We start from the raw sequence: 17,357 nt of genomic DNA on the forward strand, positions 1-17,357 counted from the left end.
GAGGTTAGCTAGTTCACTAGTCAGGAGTGAAATATGTCTGTTTTTCGAAGCTAGAAGCTCGCCACTCGGAGCAGTGTATTAAGCCACGAGCTTAGAGCTTCGAAATTCACTAATCATAAATGAAATGAGCCTGTTTTTTCGAGGCTAGACGCTCGCCACTCGTAGCTTGTTTTCAGGCACAAAAAAGCCAAGCAAATTGCTTGGCTCTGGAAACGTGTTTTAACTGAAAGCTGATCGCTAACAGCTAATAACTGTTCTTTAACTGACCGCTAAAAACTGCTCTCAAGAAGCGACTACGATAGTTTTCATGTCTGTCGGAATGTTAAACAAACGTAATTTTTTAAAATAAAAAAAGCCAAGCAAATTGCTTGGCTCTAGAACGTGTTTTAGATTATAACTGACAGCTGATCGCTAACAGCTAATAACTGCCTTTAAGAAGCTTCTACGATAGTTTTCATGTCTGTCATGTAACCACGTAATTTTTTACCGATGATTTCAACAGGATGAGAAACGGATTGCTTCGTTTACTTCGATTAAACGCGCGTTATCAACTGAGTTAGATTTAACTTCAAGAGCTGAACCTAAGAATTGTGGGCTCATTGCTTTAACGAAGTCTGCAAGAAGTGGTTTTGCGACGTGGTCGAATAAGTAACAGCCGTATTCAGCAGTATCAGAGATAACAACGTTCATTTCGTAAAGTTTCTTACGTGCGATTGTGTTAGCAATTAGTGGAGTTTCGTGTAGAGACTCGTAGTATGCAGACTCATCGATGATACCTGATGCAGTCATTGCTTCAAATGCAAGCTCAACACCCGCTTTGATCATTGCTACTAAGAAGATACCGTGGTCGTAGAATTCTTGCTCATCAATTTCCATGTCGCCAGCTGGTTGTTTTTCAAAACCAGTTTCAGCTGTTGCTCGCACGCCATTTTAGGAGGTTAACGTCATCGTTTGCCCAGTCTTCCATCATTGTTTTAGAGAATTCGCCTTCAATGATGTCATCCATGTGCTTGTTGAATAGAGGACGTAAAATATCTTTAAGCTCTAAAGACATATCAAATGCTTTGATTTTAGCTGGGTTAGATAAACGGTCCATCATATTAGTGATGCCGCCGTATTTAAGACCTTCAGTTACAGTTTCCCATCCGTATTGGATAAGTTTTGCGACGTAGGCAGGCTCAACACCATCAGCAACCATTTTTTCGTAACCTAGGATTGCGCCAGTTTGTAACATACCACAAAGGATAGTTTGCTCACCCATTAGGTCAGATTTAACTTCAGCAACAAATGAAGACATTAATACACCAGCACGGTCACCACCAGTTGCAGAAGCGTATGCTTTAGCCCATGCTAGGCCTTGACCTTTAGGGTCGTTTGCAGGGTGAACAGCGATTAGTGTTGGTACACCAAAACCACGTTTGTATTCTTCACGTACTTCTGAACCAGGACATTTAGGCGCACACATGATAACGGTAAGGTCTTCACGAATAATTGTGCCTTCTTCAACGATATTGAAACCGTGAGAGTAAGCAAGTGTTGCACCTTCTTTCATAAGAGGCATAACAAGCTGCAACTACAGCAGTATGTTGTTTGTCAGGAGTTAGGTTACATAATAAGTCAGCTTCTGGAATTAGCTCTTCATAAGTACCAACAGTAAAACCGTTTTCAGTTGCATTTTTCCAAGATTGACGTTTTTCAGCGATAGGCTCTTGCACGTAATGTGTAAGATACATCAAGACCAGAGTCGCGCATGTTTAAACCTTGGTTTAGGCCCTGTGCGCCACAACCAATGATCACTACTTTTTTGCCTTTTAAAGCTTCGCAACCGTCAGCGAATTCGCTACGATCCATAAAACGACATTGACCTAATTGGTTTAGTTTTTCACTTAGAGGAAGTGTATTAAAGTAGTTAGCCATGCTTATCATGCTCCAGAATTTAAGAAATAGGGTAATTTTACGAAATGCACTATAACGCATAACTTATGTTGCGCAAAATGATATATTAGCAACACTACATTGCAAATAATGAAACATTGTTTGAATTGATTGAGGATTTATATTAAATGAGCAGATTAACACTACCGAATGATCTTGTTTCTGCTAGTTGGTTAGCAGAAAACATTAACCACAGAGAACTTATTTTGCTTGATGCTAGCTATTTTATGGCGCCATCAACAGAAGGTCTTAAACGCGATGGTGAAACAGAGTGGTTACAGGAAACTATTCCCGGTGCATTGTTTTTTGATTTTGATAAAAAAGTTTGTGATCAAAATAGTGAACTTCCTCACATGATGCCGAGTGAAGCTCTATTTCAACATGAAGTTCAATCATTAGGCATTAATCAAGATAGTGCACTGGTAGTTTTTGATCGACTAGGTATTTTTTCAAGTCCTCGAGTTTGGTGGATGTTTAAAAGCATGGGCTTTCATAATGTTGCCGTCTTAGATGGCGGTTTAAACAGCTGGAAAGTCGCTGGCTATCCTGTCATTCCTGGTAAGCCAAATGATGATTTAAATACTGGTGATTTTGTTGCTCAATATCAGCCAGCTTATTTTGCCGATAAACATGCCGTTCTAGAGGTGGCTAATAATCAACAATCTCAGATTGTTGATGCACGTGCTAGCAACAGATTCTTTGCGGTAGTGCCAGAACCTCGTGCAGGGTTGCGCAGTGGCCATATGCCAACAGCGAAAAACTTACCTTTTAATGATTTACTTGAAAATGGAAAAATGCGCGATATTGAACAATTAAAACCTATTTATACTTCCCTAATCGAAGAGAATAAAAATGTAATATTCAGTTGTGGCTCGGGAGTCACAGCTTGTATTTTAGCATTAGGCGCTAGCCTATGTGGCTATCATGACTTAACGGTTTATGATGGTTCTTGGACGGAATGGGGCGCAGACTTTGACTTACCTGTTGTGAAATAAAATAGGGCGGATATAAATGGATATAAAGTCACTAAAATTATTTTTACATCTTAGTCAGAGTTTACATTATAGCCAGACTGCTCAGGCCTTGCATGTTAGTCCCTCAATGCTAAGTCGCTGTATTCAACGTATCGAAGATGAACTCGGGGTTGTGTTATTTTTGCGTGATAATCGCTCTGTGGTTTTAACGGATGCGGGGCATGTTTTTAAACAGTATGCATTAAAACAAATTGAATCATGGGAAATATTGAAGCAGGAATTAAAAGCCTCTAAAAGTGAACTCGAAGGGCAGATAAATTTATTTTGTTCGGTAACTGCAGACTTACAGTCATCTTCCGCCTATTTTAGATAGGTTTCGACAGCTTCATCCAAAAATTGAAATAAAGCTTAATACGGGCGATAGTGCTATTGCCGTAGACCAAGTACTTCAAGAGCAAGTTGATTTTGCTATTACCGCCTATCCAGATAGTTTTCCGGCTGGGTTGCATTTTAAAAAGCTTGCCGAAATTCCACTTTCGATTATTGCACCCACTATCGAGTGCGCCTTAACATCGCAATTAAACCAAGCCGTGATTGATTGGAAGAATATGCCTTTTATTTTACCCGAGCATGGGGCGGTTAGACGTCGTTTTGATCATTGGTTTCGAAAATTTAAGGTCGGTAAACCACATATTTATGGCACAGTAGCAGGGCATGAAGCACTCATTAGCATGGTAGCATTGGGATGTGGTATTGGCATTGCCCCTGATGTGGTAGTAGAAAATAGTCCTGTCAGAGAACGGGTTAAAAATATAAATAGTGAGGCATCAATACAGTCTTTTGATCTTGGGGTTTGTTGTAATAAAAAGCGTTTACAGGAACCCTTGATTAATGCCTTTATCAGTTGCGTTGAGTCTTAATTCTCCATGCATCTATAGAAATAAATAAGCAGGCCGTTTACAATGGCGTATAAATTTAAGGAGCCAAAGATGTTTAACCCTAAAAAATTAGAAGAGATTGCAAAACAAGTCACTGAGGTTTTACCTCCTGGAGTAAAAAGTTTTGGCGAAGATGTTGATCGTAAAATTAAACAAGTGCTTGCAAGCTCAATTGGGTAAGCTTGATATGGTCAGCCGTGAAGAATTTGATGTGCAAACACATGTGTTATTACGCACTCGTGAAAAGCTTGCCGCAATGGAAGCTAAATTTGCAGAGTTGGAGAGTAAATTAGACTCTTCAAAAGCGTTACCTGAACAAGAAGTAGAGAAATAAAATGAAAGAGCAATATTTAAAAAATGCTGAGAAGTTTGTAGAAGATGTTTGCGAAAGCTTAGTTTTATATGGTTTATTTGATGAAAATGAAGGTTGGGCGAATTGTCATGCCCATGATAATAAAGATGCGCAGGCTGTTTATCTTTTTTGGTCAGAGGAAAAAATAGCTAAAAAACTTCAAAATGAAGAATGGGCAAATTATAAAGTTACGCCGATTGAGCTGGGTGTGTTTTTAGACTCTTGGCTAGATGGTATGCAAAATCAACAGGTATTTGCTGGTGTGAATTGGGATGAAAACCTATATGGTCTTGAAATAGAGGCGATGGTATTAAAAAATTCATTATTAGAAAAATCTCAAGAAGTCAGCCAAAGCGAAACAAAAACACTTCATTAATTAATGATCTGTAAACATAATTAAAAAGCCCATTTAAGTGATAACTTAAATGGGCTTTTTTTGTTGCATCTGAATACTCAGGCTAAGCTATTTATTGTTCTGGATAAGTGCCCCAACCATCGTAATCAATACCGAATGATTGTGTTAATAAAAACAGTTTTTCAACATCTTCAAAAATAGCTTGTTCATCTAGATTCATTTCAACAACCACATCGAAGGCTAAAATAATTGAACCATCTTCTAGTTCAAGTTCTTCTGGATCAGTCACTTCATAGCCTTTTTTGAAACAGGCAACTGCGGCTTTTTCTAAAAGGTCAAAGTCAGAACATGAAATATGGTGTTCAATCATGTAAATGGCATTTGGGTTACTACCATCTTCTAAAATAGCCTCCACAATATCCTGTGTTTCATCGGCAAGCTCTTGCAATAATTCTGCTTGGCTTAAGGTTTCTGGGGTTGAATTATTATCTGTCATGTTTAGTTTTTCCTTAACCAACTGTATTACTATCAGGGCGTTTAACTTCTTCATTAAGTTGATTATATTTTTCGAGCATTAGTGTATGTGCATCATTCATTAAGCGACGGATTTCACGTTTTTTATATTGGCTGATATCAATTGGCTCTAGCGTTTCAACTATCACCTCTCCATTATTCCAACGATTTAATTTCACTTGTCCATGAGTATTAGAAATAACAGTGGGAACGATGTTTACCCCAGCTTGTAAAGCTGTATGAAATGCCCCCATTTTAAAAGGCATCAAACCACGGCCACGACTACGTGTACCCTCAGGGAAGATCATTACTGAAAGGTTTTTGCTTTGCATTTGCCCAACCACATCTTTAATGGTTTCTTTGGCACTACTCTGATCATCTCGGTTAATAAGAATATTACCCGTTAACCAATAAATAATGCCAAAGAAAGGGATTAATACTAAGCTTTTTTTACCAATGGTAACTGTGCCAGGTTGAACGCAACCCGTAGTTGTTACCATGTCGTAATTATTTTGGTGGTTGGCAATACAAACACAAGAGCCTGCATTTTTAGCGCTATCTGGAATGCGATAAGTAACTTTTAAGCCAAAAACAGGGGCCAACTTACTAAATAAAAGTGCAAAATGTTGGTTGTTTTTGGGGTTTCTTGGGCTTAACGCACAATAAAATAATGCATAAACACTCATAAATATCACTGCAATTGCAACTATGATAAAACGGATAATCAATAACATTTGTTAATTCTCTTCTTCTAACTCTGTAATGACTTCAACTTTATCAACACGTTGAAGTCCTCTTGGTAATTTACTGCCACGACGGCCACGCTCTCCTTGGTAATGTGCTAAATCAGTTGGTTTAAGTGTTAACTTACGTTTACCGGCATGCAAGGTAACAGAACCTCCCTCTGGAACTATTTTTAATATAGTAACAAACTCCTCTCGCTTAGTCGCTTTTGCCGCCATGATGTTAATCATTTTATTACCTTTACCCTTGCTCAGGTTTGGTAAGCTATTAACCGGAAAAACTAACATACGACCTTCATTACTAATGGTCAAACAGAGATCTTTTTCATTGTTGCTAAGCTTTTGTGCGGGCATTAACCATGCTTTTTCACCAAGATTAATAAGTGCTTTACCATTTTTATTACGGCTATTAATATCGCTGAATTTAGCAATAAAGCCATAACCATGATCGTCGCCTATAATATATCGGTCATCATCATCACCAATCAATACATTCATGAAAGGCACGTTATCATTCTGATTAAAGCGACCGGTTAAAGGCTCTCCCTGTGAACGAGCCGATGGTAACGAATGAGCATCAAGTGAATAAGCTCGACCCGTTGCATCAATAAAAATACAACTTTGGTTACTTTTCCCCATTGCACTACATAAGTATTTATCACCAGACTTATAACTTAGGCTAATAGGATCAACATCGTGACCTTTTGCTGAACGTACCCAACCCTGTGCAGAGAGTACCACTGTGATTGATTCGCTTGGCATTAATTCTTTTTCTGTTAATGCTTTTGCTTCTAAACGTTCAATTAATGGTGAGCGTCTATCGTCACCATATTTAAGCGCATCAGCTTTGATTTCTTTTTTGATTAAGGTATTCATGCGTCGATCTGAACCTAACAATAATGTTAGTTTTTTCTGTTCTTCGCTAAGTTCATCCATCTCAGATCTAATTTGAATTTCTTCTAATTTAGCGAGCTGGCGTAGCTTAATTTCTAGAATGGCATGTGCTTGACGTTCTGATAAATTAAAACGCGTCATTAACTCCGTTTTAGCATCATCGTAGGTACGTATAATTTCAATCACTTCATCAATATTAAGATAGGCGATTAAAAGGCCTTCTAAAAGGTGTAATCTTGCTTCAATTTTATCAAGACGGAATTGCAAACGTCGGCGTACGGTTTCCTTACGATAAACTAGCCACTCGGTTAATATGGTAACTAACCCTTTTACCTGTGGACGTTTATTAAGGCCAATCATATTAAGGTTTACTTTATGATTAACTTCCAAATCGGTTGATGCAAATAAGTGATGCATTAAAGCTTCTAAATCAACGCGGTTTGAACGAGGAACAACGACTAAACGAGTAGGGTTGTCTCGATCCGATTCATCACGAAGATCAGCAACCATAGGAAGCTTTTTATCGACCATTTGTTTGGCAATATCTTTTAATATTTTGCCACCTGAAACACGGTGAGGTAGGGCTGTAATAACAATTTCACCATCTTCAACATTGTATACAGCACGACTTTTAAAACTGCCACGACCTGTTTCATATATTTTTTGTATTTCATGTCGTGGAGAAATGATCTCTGCTTCAGTGGGGTAATCCGGACCTGGCACAATATCGATTATTTGCTCTAAATCCGCCTTCGGGTTGTCGATAAGGTGAATACAGGCTTCCGCAACTTCTCTGACATTATGAGGGGGACGTCAGTTGCCATTCCCACAGCAATACCTGTGATACCATTTAATAAAATATGTGGGAGGCGTGCTGGTAATAATTCCGGCTCTTTCATCGTGCCGTCGAAATTAGGTTTCCAATCAGTTGTCCCTTGGCCTATTTCAGAAAGCAATACTTCCGAGAATTGAGATAAACGCGACTCTGTATAACGCATTCGTCGCGAAGGATTTAGGATCATCGGGGGCTCCCCAGTTACCTTGTCCGTCTATAAGAGGATATCGATATGAAAAGGGCTGTGCCATTAACACCATAGCTTCATAACAAGCACTGTCACCGTGTGGGTGATATTTACCTAATACATCACCTACAGTACGAGCTGATTTTTTATGTTTAGAAAGCGCCGATAAGCCCAACTCAGACATCGCATAAACAATACGTCGTTGTACTGGTTTTAAGCCATCGCCAATATGCGGTAAAGCCCTGTCCATAATGACGTACATTGAATAGTTTAAATAGGCATCTTCAGTAAATTTAGCAAGCGGTAATTGTTCGATACCCTGCAAGCTTAAATCTAAGGTTTCACTCATCTTTTATGGCCCTATTAATCGAAAAAGAAAAAACTGAGTATAGCGCAATAAGTACATGAATTAGTGATATTTCGATAGGATTTGTGAAAATGAAATGGCTGAACGATAAAATTTAAGCAAAAAAAGCACCGCCGAGGCAGTGCTTTTTATTAGCGAGTTCTGTTTTTTAGCGCTTAAGCAATAACGTGAACAGCTGAAGAGTTTGTTGTACCAGAAGCAACTAGTGCACCAGAAACAATCACTACTTTATCACCAGCAACTACTAAACCTTGCTCTTTAGCAAGATCCATACTTAGTTGGTAGAAAGCTTCCATTGATTCTTGTTGCTCAATTACTTTAGCTGAAACACCTTTAGTTAAGGTTAATTGTTGACGAGTTTTAGCATTACTAGTTAGTGCTAAAATCGGTGCTGATGGGAAATATTTACGTACTGAACGTGCAGATTTACCTTCACTTGTTGCAACGATAATTAATTTTGCATCAAGTTGTTCAGCGTTATCTACTGCACCGCTACATACTGCTTCAGTTACACGTAGGATTGATTTTCTATCATCTGTTTTAGCTGGAATAGTAGAATCAGTACGAGCACAGATAGATGCCATGATTTCTACTGATTCAGCAGGGTATTTACCTTTAGCTGATTCACCAGAAAGCATTACTGCATCAGTTCCGTCGATGATTGCATTTGCCACATCGCCCGCTTCTGCACGTGTTGGACGTGGGTTTTTGATCATTGAATCAAGCATTTGTGTTGCAGTAATAACTGGTTTACGAGTCTGCGTTTGCTTTAGCGATCATCATTTTTTGTGCGAAGATTACTTCTTCAACAGCAATTTCAACACCTAAGTCACCACGAGCAACCATGATTGCATCAGAAACAGCTAGAATTTCATCGAAATTATCAACACCTTCTTGGTTTTCAATTTTAGAGATAATTTGAATGTTTTCGCCGCCATTCGCTTTTAATAGTTCACGAATTTCTAATACGTCTTCTTTCTTACGAATGAAAGATGCGCTGATGAAATCAACTTCTTGCTCACAACCAAATATTAAATCGCCTTTGTCTTTAGGAGATAGTGCTGGAAGTTGAACTTTAACACCTGGTAGGTTAACACCTTTGTTTTCGCCTAGCTCACCAGTGTTCATTACTTCACAAACAACGTTTGTATCAGTGATGCTTTTAACTGTCATTTCGATTAGACCATCGTCTAATAATACAGTGTTACCTACTGCTAAGTCGTTTGTTAGGTTTTCGTAAGTTACCGCAACGATAGTGTTATTACCAACGATAGTTTGGTCTGTAGAAAGAGTAAATTCTTGACCTGCAGTTAGTAGAACATCATCACCATTTTCTAGTTTAACAGTGCGGATTTCAGGACCTTTAGTGTCTAAAAGTACAGCTACGTTTTTACCAGTTTCAGCGCTTATTTCACGAATTCGAGTAATACGAGTTCCGTGTTCTTCGAAATCACCATGAGAGAAGTTTAAACGCATTACATTCATGCCGTTTTCAACAAGCTTGGTTAACATTTCTTTTGATTCTGACTTAGGGCCGATCGTACATACTATTTTAGTTTTTCTCACCGTCTTTTCTCCAAGAGTGATTATGTTGTTTTCTTACAAGTTTATAAAAAAATTTTTAATCTTTTTGATATCCATATTTACTTGGCGCCCATTTTACAAGAAAAAAAGGAAGAAAAAATGATTTATGATCATTTTTCTTCACTTTTTGTATTTATTTTGAAAATTTATTACATTTTTTCTTTTTAATTATGGTTAATCATTTTGTTATTCTAAAATGATATATAAAGACTGCTCTCCTCGTTTGATATTTAACGCAATTAAGGATGGCACTGAATCGATGACTTTTTGTAAATCATCCAAATTATTTATTTTGGCTCGATTAATACCAATAATAATGTCAGATGTTTGCAAACCATATCTTTCTGCCATAGAGCCTTCTATAACTTCAGCTATTTTCACACCTTGATTTTGAGGTTCATTTTCTAATGTCGCACCGGATAATGCAGGGTGTAATAATCTAGCTTTCTTGATTTTTTGAACTTGTTCTTGAGAAGCTTGCAGAACAGCCTCAAGCATCAAGCTATCTCCATCTCGAATGACTTCTAAGTTAATTTTCTTACCGCTACCTAGTGTACCTACTTTAGCGCGTAATTCGGCAAAGCTTTTAATATTCTTATTATTGACTGCAACAATCACATCACCTGGTTTAATGCCGGCTTCTTCAGCAGCTTGACCCTTCATTGACTTGATAAACAAAAGCACCATGTTGTGAGTCTAAATCAAAACTTTTTGCCAATTCTGGGGTGATTTCACCACCACGAACGCCTAATACGCCACGACGAACTTCACCATGTTGTATCAGTTGCTCAACCAAGTTGTTAATCATATTAGAAGGAATTGCAAAGCCAATACCAATGTTACCGCCATTTGGACCTAAAATAGCAGTATTTACACCTATCAGCTCACCCTCAAGATTAACTAGCGCACCACCAGAGTTACCGCTATTAATCGCGAGCATCGGTTTGAATAAAGTTTTCTAAGTTTTCAAGGTTAAGACCACTGCGCCCGAGTGCGCTGATAATACCGGAAGTAACTGTTTGGCCAAGGCCAAAAGGGTTACCGATAGCAAGCACAAAATCACCAACACTTAATTTATCTGAATTCGCAAAGGGGATTTCACTTAGTTTGATATGTTTATTCTCAGCAATATCGACTTGTAATAGGGCAATATCACTTTGTTGATCTTGACCGACTACTGTTGCATTTAAAATTTGCCCGGTTTTTAATTCTATTTTTATATCATCAGCATTATCAATGACATGATGATTAGTGATGATATAACCTTTGGATGCATCAATGATCACACCTGAGCCTAAGCCAACAAATTTTTGTTTAGGTTGCTGTGGTCGTTGTTGATTGAAGAATTCAAATGAGATCATTAACTGATGATTGTGAACGTTGGTTTCCAGAAACGGAAATATTGACTACTGCAGGACTGACTTTTTCAACTAATGGCGCCAATGTTGGAGTATCCTCCGAAAAAAAAGGCAATGCGACCAAGGCGACCTGTTGAAAGCTAAACAGGCTAAACAGTAGTAATAGAGAGAGGGATTTATTTTTCATCACAGTGTCCTTATCTTATATTTTTTCGTAAAGGGTTATGGTAAATAGACTTTCAACTAAGCTAAAAGTTCTAGGCAAAATAATTTTGACCTCATTTTTTATATAGTGACACTTAATAGGATAATCAATGCAATCGCTTCTGGTACTTTGCATTTTTAATGCAAACGGGTATAGTCAAATCATTCTAAATAGTACTTTATTTTATGAGCGAAGCTAACTGTGACTCCTTTATCTCTATACCAAGTCGATCTACAAAAACCAAATTTCTTCGCTGACGATTCACAAGCTCAAGCAATTAATCATTTACAACGTTTATTTGAAGACTTGCAAAATAAACCTTCTGAAAGTAAAGCTCCCTCGGGATTATTTTCTCGTCTTATGAAACGTGAAGAGCCTAAGGTCAGTCATATTAAAGGTCTGTATTTTTATGGTGGTGTAGGTACGCGGTAAGACCTATTTGATGGATCTTTTCTTTAATTGCCTTGAAACTAAACGCAAATCACGACTGCATTTTCACCATTTTATGTTACGCGTACATGAAGAGTTAGGATTGTTGGCTGGTGAAAAAAATCCATTAGTTAAAATTGCCAAAAAGTTTGCTACTGAAACGGATATTATCTGCTTTGATGAGTTTTTCGTTGATGACATTACCGATGCGATGATTCTTGCTGGCATGTTTGAGGCATTATTTGCAGAAGGGGTCATTTTAGTGGCGACTTCTAACATTCAACCTTCAGATCTTTATAAAAACGGGTTACAACGTGCTCGTTTCTTACCTGCTATTGACTTAATTGAGTCTCATTGTGAAGTATTTAACCTTGATGGTGGTAAAGACTATCGATTAGATCGTCTGATAGAGACTGAAATTTATCATTACCCACTTGATAATGAAGCGCTTATTCTCGTTACTGATGCATTTGAACGCTTAGCCTGTGGTGAGAAAGTTTACAATAAAGCGTTAATGATTAATGGTCGTGAAATAGCAACAAGTGCTTATAGTGCAGATACTTTATTAATTCAATGTGCCAACCTATGTGATGGGCCGAGAGCCGTTGCTGATTACATCGAGTTAGCGATTGTGTATCGCACTATCATTGTAACTAATGTGCCCCAGATGGACGATCACAAGAATGATATGGCAAGACGTTTTATTGCTATGATTGATGAATTCTATAATCACCATGTTGTAGTAATTATCTCTGCTAATGTTGATGTATATAACTTATATTGTGGTACTAAATTAGCCTTTGAATCTCAACGTTGTGTTTCCCGACTTTTAGAAATGCAAAGCAAAGAATACTTACAAAATGCACATCATATTGAGTCTTAAGGGGTAACATCCTGCTTAACATCCCTTCTATTAAAAATATTAAATTTTTTTGAATAAAGGGATGATCTATCCTTCGCATTTCTGTATAATCTCGCCGCCCACCTTATCCACACCCCAAAATTTATATGGTGGATTTGATTACGCTTGACGTATTCGAAGGGATACAAAAGGCTAAAACACATTTTTGATGAGCAAAATTGCTTATCATATTTTTTTAAATCATTAATTTGGGTATAACTTAATGAAAACATTTGTTGCTAAACCAGCTGACGTTAAACGCGAGTGGTTTGTAGTTGATGCTGAAGGTAAAACTTTAGGTCGTCTAGCTACTGAAATCGCATTACGCCTACGTGGCAAACATAAAGCGGAATACACTCCTCACGTTGATACTGGTGATTACATTATCGTTGTAAATGCTGAGAAAATTACTGTAACTGGTAATAAAGCGAAAGGTAAAGTCTACTACCACCACACAGGTTTCATCGGTGGTATTAAATCAATTAACTTTGAAGATCTTATCGAACGTGCTCCTGAGCGTGTTATTGAGAAAGCTGTTAAAGGTATGTTACCAAAAGGTCCACTAGGCCGAGCAATGTACCGTAAATTGAAAGTTTATGCTGGAACTGAGCATCAACATTCTGCACAGCAACCACAAGTTTTAGACATCTAATAGGAATATAAAACAATGGCAAATCAATACTACGGCACTGGTCGTCGCAAGAGCTCTGTAGCTCGTGTATTTTTGAAAGCGGGTAGTGGTCAAATCACTATCAACAAACGCAATATCGATGAATACTTTGGTCGTGAAACTGCATGTATGGTTGTTCGTCAACCATTAGAGTTAATTGACTCACTAGAAAAATTCGACCTTAACATCACTGTTAAAGGTGGTGGTACTACTGGTCAATCTGGTGCTATCCGTCTAGGTATCACTCGTGCGTTAATGGCATTTGACGAAACGTTACGCTCTGAACTACGTTCAGCTGGCTTTGTTACACGCGATTCACGTACTGTGGAACGTAAGAAAGTTGGTTTACATAAAGCACGTAAACGTCCACAATTCTCAAAACGTTAATATTACGTTTACGAATTGCAAAAAAAGCCCAGTTTATCTGGGCTTTTTTTGCCTTTAATTTAATCAACACTTTTGTTTGCCTCTATTTTTCACCGCTCTTTGTAATTGCATTTGATTTCCCTCGTTATATCCCTATTGTTGCTTACTCGTGATAAAAATAAACCTATTAAAATAGCTATAACTGCTTTGCTTATAAGGTTAATAAAGTTTAAGGTTATAGGTATTAAATTTAATTGGAGAAAAATATGCTAGCCGAAACTATGGTAGAAAAACTAAATGAACAAATAAACTTAGAGTTCTATTCTTCTAATTTATATCTGCAAATGAGTGCATGGTGTGAAGATCGTGGCTTCGAAGGAGTCGCTATCTTACTGAGAGAACATGCAACCGAAGAAATGACCCACATGAATCGATTATTCACCTATGTCAGTGAAACAGGGGCATTACCTATTCTAGGATCAATCGATGCACCTCCTCACGAATTTAAGTCACTTAAAGAAGTTTTTACCGAAACCTATAATCATGAGTGCTTAATTACTAAAGCAATTAATGAACTAACTCATGTTGCATTTACAACTCACGATTATTCAACTTTTAATTTCTTACAATGGTATGTTGCTGAGCAACACGAAGAAGAGAAATTGTTTAAAGGTATCTTAGATAAAATAGAGTTAGTGGGTGAAGATGGTAAAGCGTTATTCTGGGTTGATAAGGACTTAGCTGAAATAGCAAAAACCGGTTCAACTTCAATCATGGATTCACCAGCATAATAAATATTGCTCTTTAGCGTTTATTAGTGGGTTCAACGCCCGCTAATATTTCAAGCTATTAAATATTCCTTAATGAGAGCATGGTCAATTTAGCTATGCTTTTATCCAGTATCCATCGTAAAAGTAATGTTAATAGCTTGTAAATTTACTGCGATTTCTTTAGAATTCAGCGAGATTTTGTGTGCCAGAGAGTCTTAACTTAATGATCTGGATCTCGCACTTCACAGTTTTATTTTTAATGGGTTACTTTTGTAACTTCCAATGGAGATGGTTAAATGAGCAATGCGCCTGATAATTCTGGTCGCCGCAAGTTTCTAACACTGACAACGGGTGTTGTTGGTGCAGTTGGGTGCCGCTGTTGCAGTTCCTTTCGTGAAATCTTGGAGCCCAAGTGAGAAAGCCAAAGCGGCAGGAGCCCCTGTTACAGTTGATATTAGTAAAATCCAACCTGGGCAGTTAATTCGAGTTGAATGGCGTGGTAAACCTGTCTGGGTAGTTTCTCGTACTCAAAAAGTTATTGATGAGTTAGGAACACTTGATAGTAAATTACGCGATCCAGCATCAAATCAAGCACAACAGCCTGAATATGCAACTAATGCGTTACGTTCTTTGCGAGATGATCTTTTTGTTGCTGTTGGTATTTGTACTCACCTTGGTTGTTCTCCAACCTATTTACCAGATTCATTTTCTGAGCAAGTTGAAGGGGTAGAATCTGGTTTCTTCTGTCCATGTCACGGTTCTAAATTTGATATGGCAGGTCGTGTATTCCAAAATGTACCTGCTCCGTTAAATCTTGTTATTCCACCACATTACTTTGTGAGTGAGACGCAGATTCTTATTGGCCTTGATGAAGGAGATGCCTAATGCTTAAAAAATTAGTATTAGATGGGATCGACTGGGTTGACTCACGTATTCCAATGACGGAAACGTGGAATAAACATCTAGCACAATATCCTACACCTGTTAACTTTAACTTTTGGTACTTCTTTGGCTCGTTAGCAATGCTAGTATTAGTTAACCAAATCCTAACGGGGATCTGGTTAACCATGCATTATAATCCATCAGCAGAAGGCGCTTTTGCTTCTATTGAATATATTATGCGTGATGTGCCATTTGGTTGGTTATTACGTTATATGCATTCAACAGGCGCGTCAGCTTTCTTTGTTGTTATTTATCTTCATATGTTCCGTGGATTAATTTACGGCTCATACCAGAAGCCTCGTGAGCTTATCTGGATCTTCGGGATGTTAATCTTTTTAGTATTAATGGCTGAAGCATTTATGGGATATTTATTACCATGGGGACAAATGTCTTTCTGGGGGGCACAGGTTATTATTTCTTTATTTGGTGCGATTCCAATTATTGGTGATGATTTAACGCTTTGGATCCGTGGTGACTATGTTATATCGGGTGCAACGCTAAACCGCTTCTTTGCTCTACATGTTATTGCATTACCACTTGCATTAGTTGGTCTGGTTTTCTTGCATATCGTTGCACTTCATGAGGTTGGTTCAAATAACCCTGATGGTGTTGAGATTAAACGCAAAAAAGGTTCCGCCTCAGAGGAAGAAAAAGGTAAATTCACTTTCCATAAGCAATATAGTGGAAAGAAAGATATCGTTGATGCGGTCCCGTTCCATCCTTATTTCACTGTAAAAGATATTATGGGTGTGTCGTTTTTCTTAATCTGTTTCTGTCGCTGTGATTTTCTTCATTCCAGAAGGGGGCGGTTACTTCCTTGAGCCACCAAACTTCGAAGTCGCAAATGGTTTGAAAACACCTGATCATATTGCGCCAGTATGGTATTACACGCCTTATTATGCGATTTTGCGTGCTATTCCTGATAAGTTAATTGGTGTTGTGTTCTTTGGCGGTTCGATTGCGATCCTGTTCCTGTTACCTTGGCTGGATCGTTGTAAAGTTAAATCAATACGCTACCGTAGTTGGATACATAAATTGAACATTACTCAGTTTATAATCTGTTTCATCGTGTTGGGTGTGTTAGGTGCATTACCTGCAACACCACTATTAACAACGATTGCTCAGGTTGCATCAGTGGGTTATTTTGGATTCTTTATCGCGCTTTGGGTTTACAGTAAAAATGAAAAAACTAAGCCATTACCAACGAGGTTGACACACTAATGAAAAAATTAATGATCGCCTTAGTGGCTATGTTACCGTTATTTGCTTTCGCCGCAGGTGGCAACGTACACCTTGATAAAGCGAATTATGATTTATCAGATAAAGCATCTCTTCAAAGCGGTGCAAAGTTATTTATGAATTATTGTTTAGCTTGTCATTCAACGGGTTACCAACGTTATGGGCGTGTTGTCGCGGACCTTGATATTCCAGAACAGTTAATGAAAGATAATCTCATTTTTACGGACAGTAAAATTGGTGATTTAATGCATAACAGTATGGATAAAAAAGAAGTCGCTAAGTGGTTTGGTGGAACACCTCCAGACTTAACACTTGTTGCTCGTGTTCGTGGTGCAGATTGGATTTATACTTATTTACGTTCATTTTATGTAGATGAAGCACGTCCCTTTGGTGTTAATAATGTTACCTTTCCTGATGTAGGTATGCCTCATGTACTTGAAGAATTACAAGGTATTGCAACACCAACTTACGAAGTGACTACAGATGAAAATGGTGTTGAACACAAAACGGTTGTTGCTCTAACAAGTGATGAATCTGGTGAGATGTCATCGGATGAGTATGACGAAGCTGTGTTAAATCTGGTAAACTTCCTTGTATATGCTGGTGAGCCAAACAAGTTAGAACGCGAAAGTATGGGGGTGTGGGTTTTAGCATTCTTATTCATTCTGTTTATTGTTAGCTACTTATTGAAGAAAGAATACTGGCGCGATATTCATTAATCGTGCTTCCCTCAGCTTTTGAGGGAATAGCTTGATTTGATTTACATAGGCAATGGTGAACAGTCATCATTGCCTTTTTTC

The 17,357-nt window shown here is 38.0% G+C and carries 10 protein-coding genes and 8 pseudogenes; 11 read left to right on the forward strand and 7 right to left on the reverse strand.

Going from position 1 to position 17,357, the window contains the following annotated elements; translation table 11 throughout:
- Window positions 1–431: 431 nt before the first annotated feature.
- Window positions 432–1,917, reverse strand: a pseudogene (ilvC, locus tag ACLKMH_RS07260) (ketol-acid reductoisomerase).
- Between the two features lie 146 nt (window positions 1,918–2,063).
- Here ilvC and sseA point away from each other — a divergent pair.
- The 4 genes and pseudogenes from sseA (at window position 2,064) to ACLKMH_RS07280 (ending at window position 4,575) form a co-directional block, all read left to right on the forward strand.
- Window positions 2,064–2,930, forward strand: coding sequence for a 3-mercaptopyruvate sulfurtransferase (sseA, locus tag ACLKMH_RS07265; protein WP_413701443.1), 867 nt, complete (start codon window positions 2,064–2,066; stop codon window positions 2,928–2,930).
- Between the two features lie 16 nt (window positions 2,931–2,946).
- Window positions 2,947–3,829, forward strand: a pseudogene (gene ilvY, locus ACLKMH_RS07270) (HTH-type transcriptional activator IlvY).
- A 69-nt stretch (window positions 3,830–3,898) separates the two neighbouring features.
- A pseudogene (ubiK, locus tag ACLKMH_RS07275) lies at window positions 3,899–4,181 on the forward strand (ubiquinone biosynthesis accessory factor UbiK).
- Window position 4,182: 1 nt separating this feature from the next.
- Window positions 4,183–4,575 carry a DUF2750 domain-containing protein gene (locus tag ACLKMH_RS07280; RefSeq protein ID WP_413701444.1) on the forward strand — a complete coding sequence of 131 codons (393 nt, stop codon included), beginning with the start codon at window positions 4,183–4,185 and terminating at the stop codon, window positions 4,573–4,575.
- A gap of 91 nt (window positions 4,576–4,666) precedes the next feature.
- On the opposite strand, the gene rraB is transcribed toward ACLKMH_RS07280, so the two are convergent.
- From rraB to ACLKMH_RS07310, 6 genes and pseudogenes are all read right to left on the reverse strand, one after another.
- Window positions 4,667–5,050 carry a ribonuclease E inhibitor RraB gene (rraB, locus tag ACLKMH_RS07285; RefSeq protein ID WP_413701445.1) on the reverse strand — a complete coding sequence of 128 codons (384 nt, stop codon included), beginning with the start codon at window positions 5,048–5,050 and terminating at the stop codon, window positions 4,667–4,669.
- A gap of 13 nt (window positions 5,051–5,063) precedes the next feature.
- Window positions 5,064–5,801 (reverse strand): 1-acylglycerol-3-phosphate O-acyltransferase, encoded by a 738-nt coding sequence (locus ACLKMH_RS07290; protein WP_413701446.1) that lies wholly within the window; start codon window positions 5,799–5,801, stop codon window positions 5,064–5,066.
- A 3-nt stretch (window positions 5,802–5,804) separates the two neighbouring features.
- A pseudogene (parC, locus tag ACLKMH_RS07295) lies at window positions 5,805–8,075 on the reverse strand (DNA topoisomerase IV subunit A).
- A 173-nt stretch (window positions 8,076–8,248) separates the two neighbouring features.
- Window positions 8,249–8,821 (reverse strand): pyruvate kinase, encoded by a 573-nt coding sequence (locus ACLKMH_RS07300; RefSeq protein ID WP_413701447.1) that lies wholly within the window; start codon window positions 8,819–8,821, stop codon window positions 8,249–8,251.
- A gap of 22 nt (window positions 8,822–8,843) precedes the next feature.
- A complete protein-coding gene (gene pyk / locus ACLKMH_RS07305; protein WP_413701448.1) occupies window positions 8,844–9,659 on the reverse strand; it encodes a pyruvate kinase in 816 nt (271 codons plus the stop codon).
- Window positions 9,660–9,863: 204 nt separating this feature from the next.
- Window positions 9,864–11,222: pseudogene (locus tag ACLKMH_RS07310) on the reverse strand (Do family serine endopeptidase).
- Window positions 11,223–11,441: 219 nt separating this feature from the next.
- Between ACLKMH_RS07310 and zapE the strand changes: the two are divergent.
- The 7 genes and pseudogenes from zapE (at window position 11,442) to ACLKMH_RS07345 (ending at window position 17,276) form a co-directional block, all read left to right on the forward strand.
- Window positions 11,442–12,552 (forward strand): annotated as a pseudogene (zapE, locus tag ACLKMH_RS07315) (cell division protein ZapE).
- A gap of 241 nt (window positions 12,553–12,793) precedes the next feature.
- Complete coding sequence (gene rplM / locus ACLKMH_RS07320) at window positions 12,794–13,222, forward strand: 50S ribosomal protein L13 (protein WP_413701449.1); 429 nt, start codon at window positions 12,794–12,796, stop codon at window positions 13,220–13,222.
- A gap of 15 nt (window positions 13,223–13,237) precedes the next feature.
- Window positions 13,238–13,627, forward strand: coding sequence for a 30S ribosomal protein S9 (rpsI, locus tag ACLKMH_RS07325; RefSeq protein ID WP_413701450.1), 390 nt, complete (start codon window positions 13,238–13,240; stop codon window positions 13,625–13,627).
- A 245-nt stretch (window positions 13,628–13,872) separates the two neighbouring features.
- Window positions 13,873–14,397, forward strand: a complete 525-nt coding sequence (gene ftnA, locus ACLKMH_RS07330) for a non-heme ferritin (protein WP_413701451.1) — start codon at window positions 13,873–13,875, stop codon at window positions 14,395–14,397.
- Window positions 14,398–14,672: 275 nt separating this feature from the next.
- A pseudogene (gene petA, locus ACLKMH_RS07335) lies at window positions 14,673–15,261 on the forward strand (ubiquinol-cytochrome c reductase iron-sulfur subunit).
- Window positions 15,261–16,539: pseudogene (locus ACLKMH_RS07340) on the forward strand (cytochrome b). The pseudogenes petA and ACLKMH_RS07340 overlap by 1 nt, the downstream one beginning before the upstream one ends.
- Complete coding sequence (locus tag ACLKMH_RS07345; protein ID WP_413701452.1) at window positions 16,539–17,276, forward strand: cytochrome c1; 738 nt, start codon at window positions 16,539–16,541, stop codon at window positions 17,274–17,276. The pseudogene ACLKMH_RS07340 and the gene ACLKMH_RS07345 overlap by 1 nt, the downstream one beginning before the upstream one ends.
- Window positions 17,277–17,357 lie beyond the last annotated feature (81 nt).

The sequence above is a fragment of the Psychromonas sp. KJ10-10 genome (assembly GCF_047323245.1).
In the GTDB taxonomy this organism is placed as follows: Bacteria; Pseudomonadota; Gammaproteobacteria; order Enterobacterales; family Psychromonadaceae; genus Psychromonas.

What these genes read in the sequence shown, in the direction of transcription:
- ACLKMH_RS07345 (WP_413701452.1), top strand. Translation starts at nt 16,539, where the DNA reads ATGAAAAAATTAATGATCGCCTTAGTGGCTATGTTACCGTTATTTGCT.
- rplM (WP_413701449.1), top strand. Translation starts at nt 12,794, where the DNA reads ATGAAAACATTTGTTGCTAAACCAGCTGACGTTAAACGCGAGTGGTTT.
- rpsI (WP_413701450.1), top strand. Translation starts at nt 13,238, where the DNA reads ATGGCAAATCAATACTACGGCACTGGTCGTCGCAAGAGCTCTGTAGCT.
- ftnA (WP_413701451.1), top strand. Translation starts at nt 13,873, where the DNA reads ATGCTAGCCGAAACTATGGTAGAAAAACTAAATGAACAAATAAACTTA.
- sseA (WP_413701443.1), top strand. Translation starts at nt 2,064, where the DNA reads ATGAGCAGATTAACACTACCGAATGATCTTGTTTCTGCTAGTTGGTTA.
- ACLKMH_RS07300 (WP_413701447.1), bottom strand. Translation starts at nt 8,821, where the DNA reads ATGCTTGATTCAATGATCAAAAACCCACGTCCAACACGTGCAGAAGCG.
- rraB (WP_413701445.1), bottom strand. Translation starts at nt 5,050, where the DNA reads ATGACAGATAATAATTCAACCCCAGAAACCTTAAGCCAAGCAGAATTA.
- ACLKMH_RS07280 (WP_413701444.1), top strand. Translation starts at nt 4,183, where the DNA reads ATGAAAGAGCAATATTTAAAAAATGCTGAGAAGTTTGTAGAAGATGTT.
- ACLKMH_RS07290 (WP_413701446.1), bottom strand. Translation starts at nt 5,801, where the DNA reads ATGTTATTGATTATCCGTTTTATCATAGTTGCAATTGCAGTGATATTT.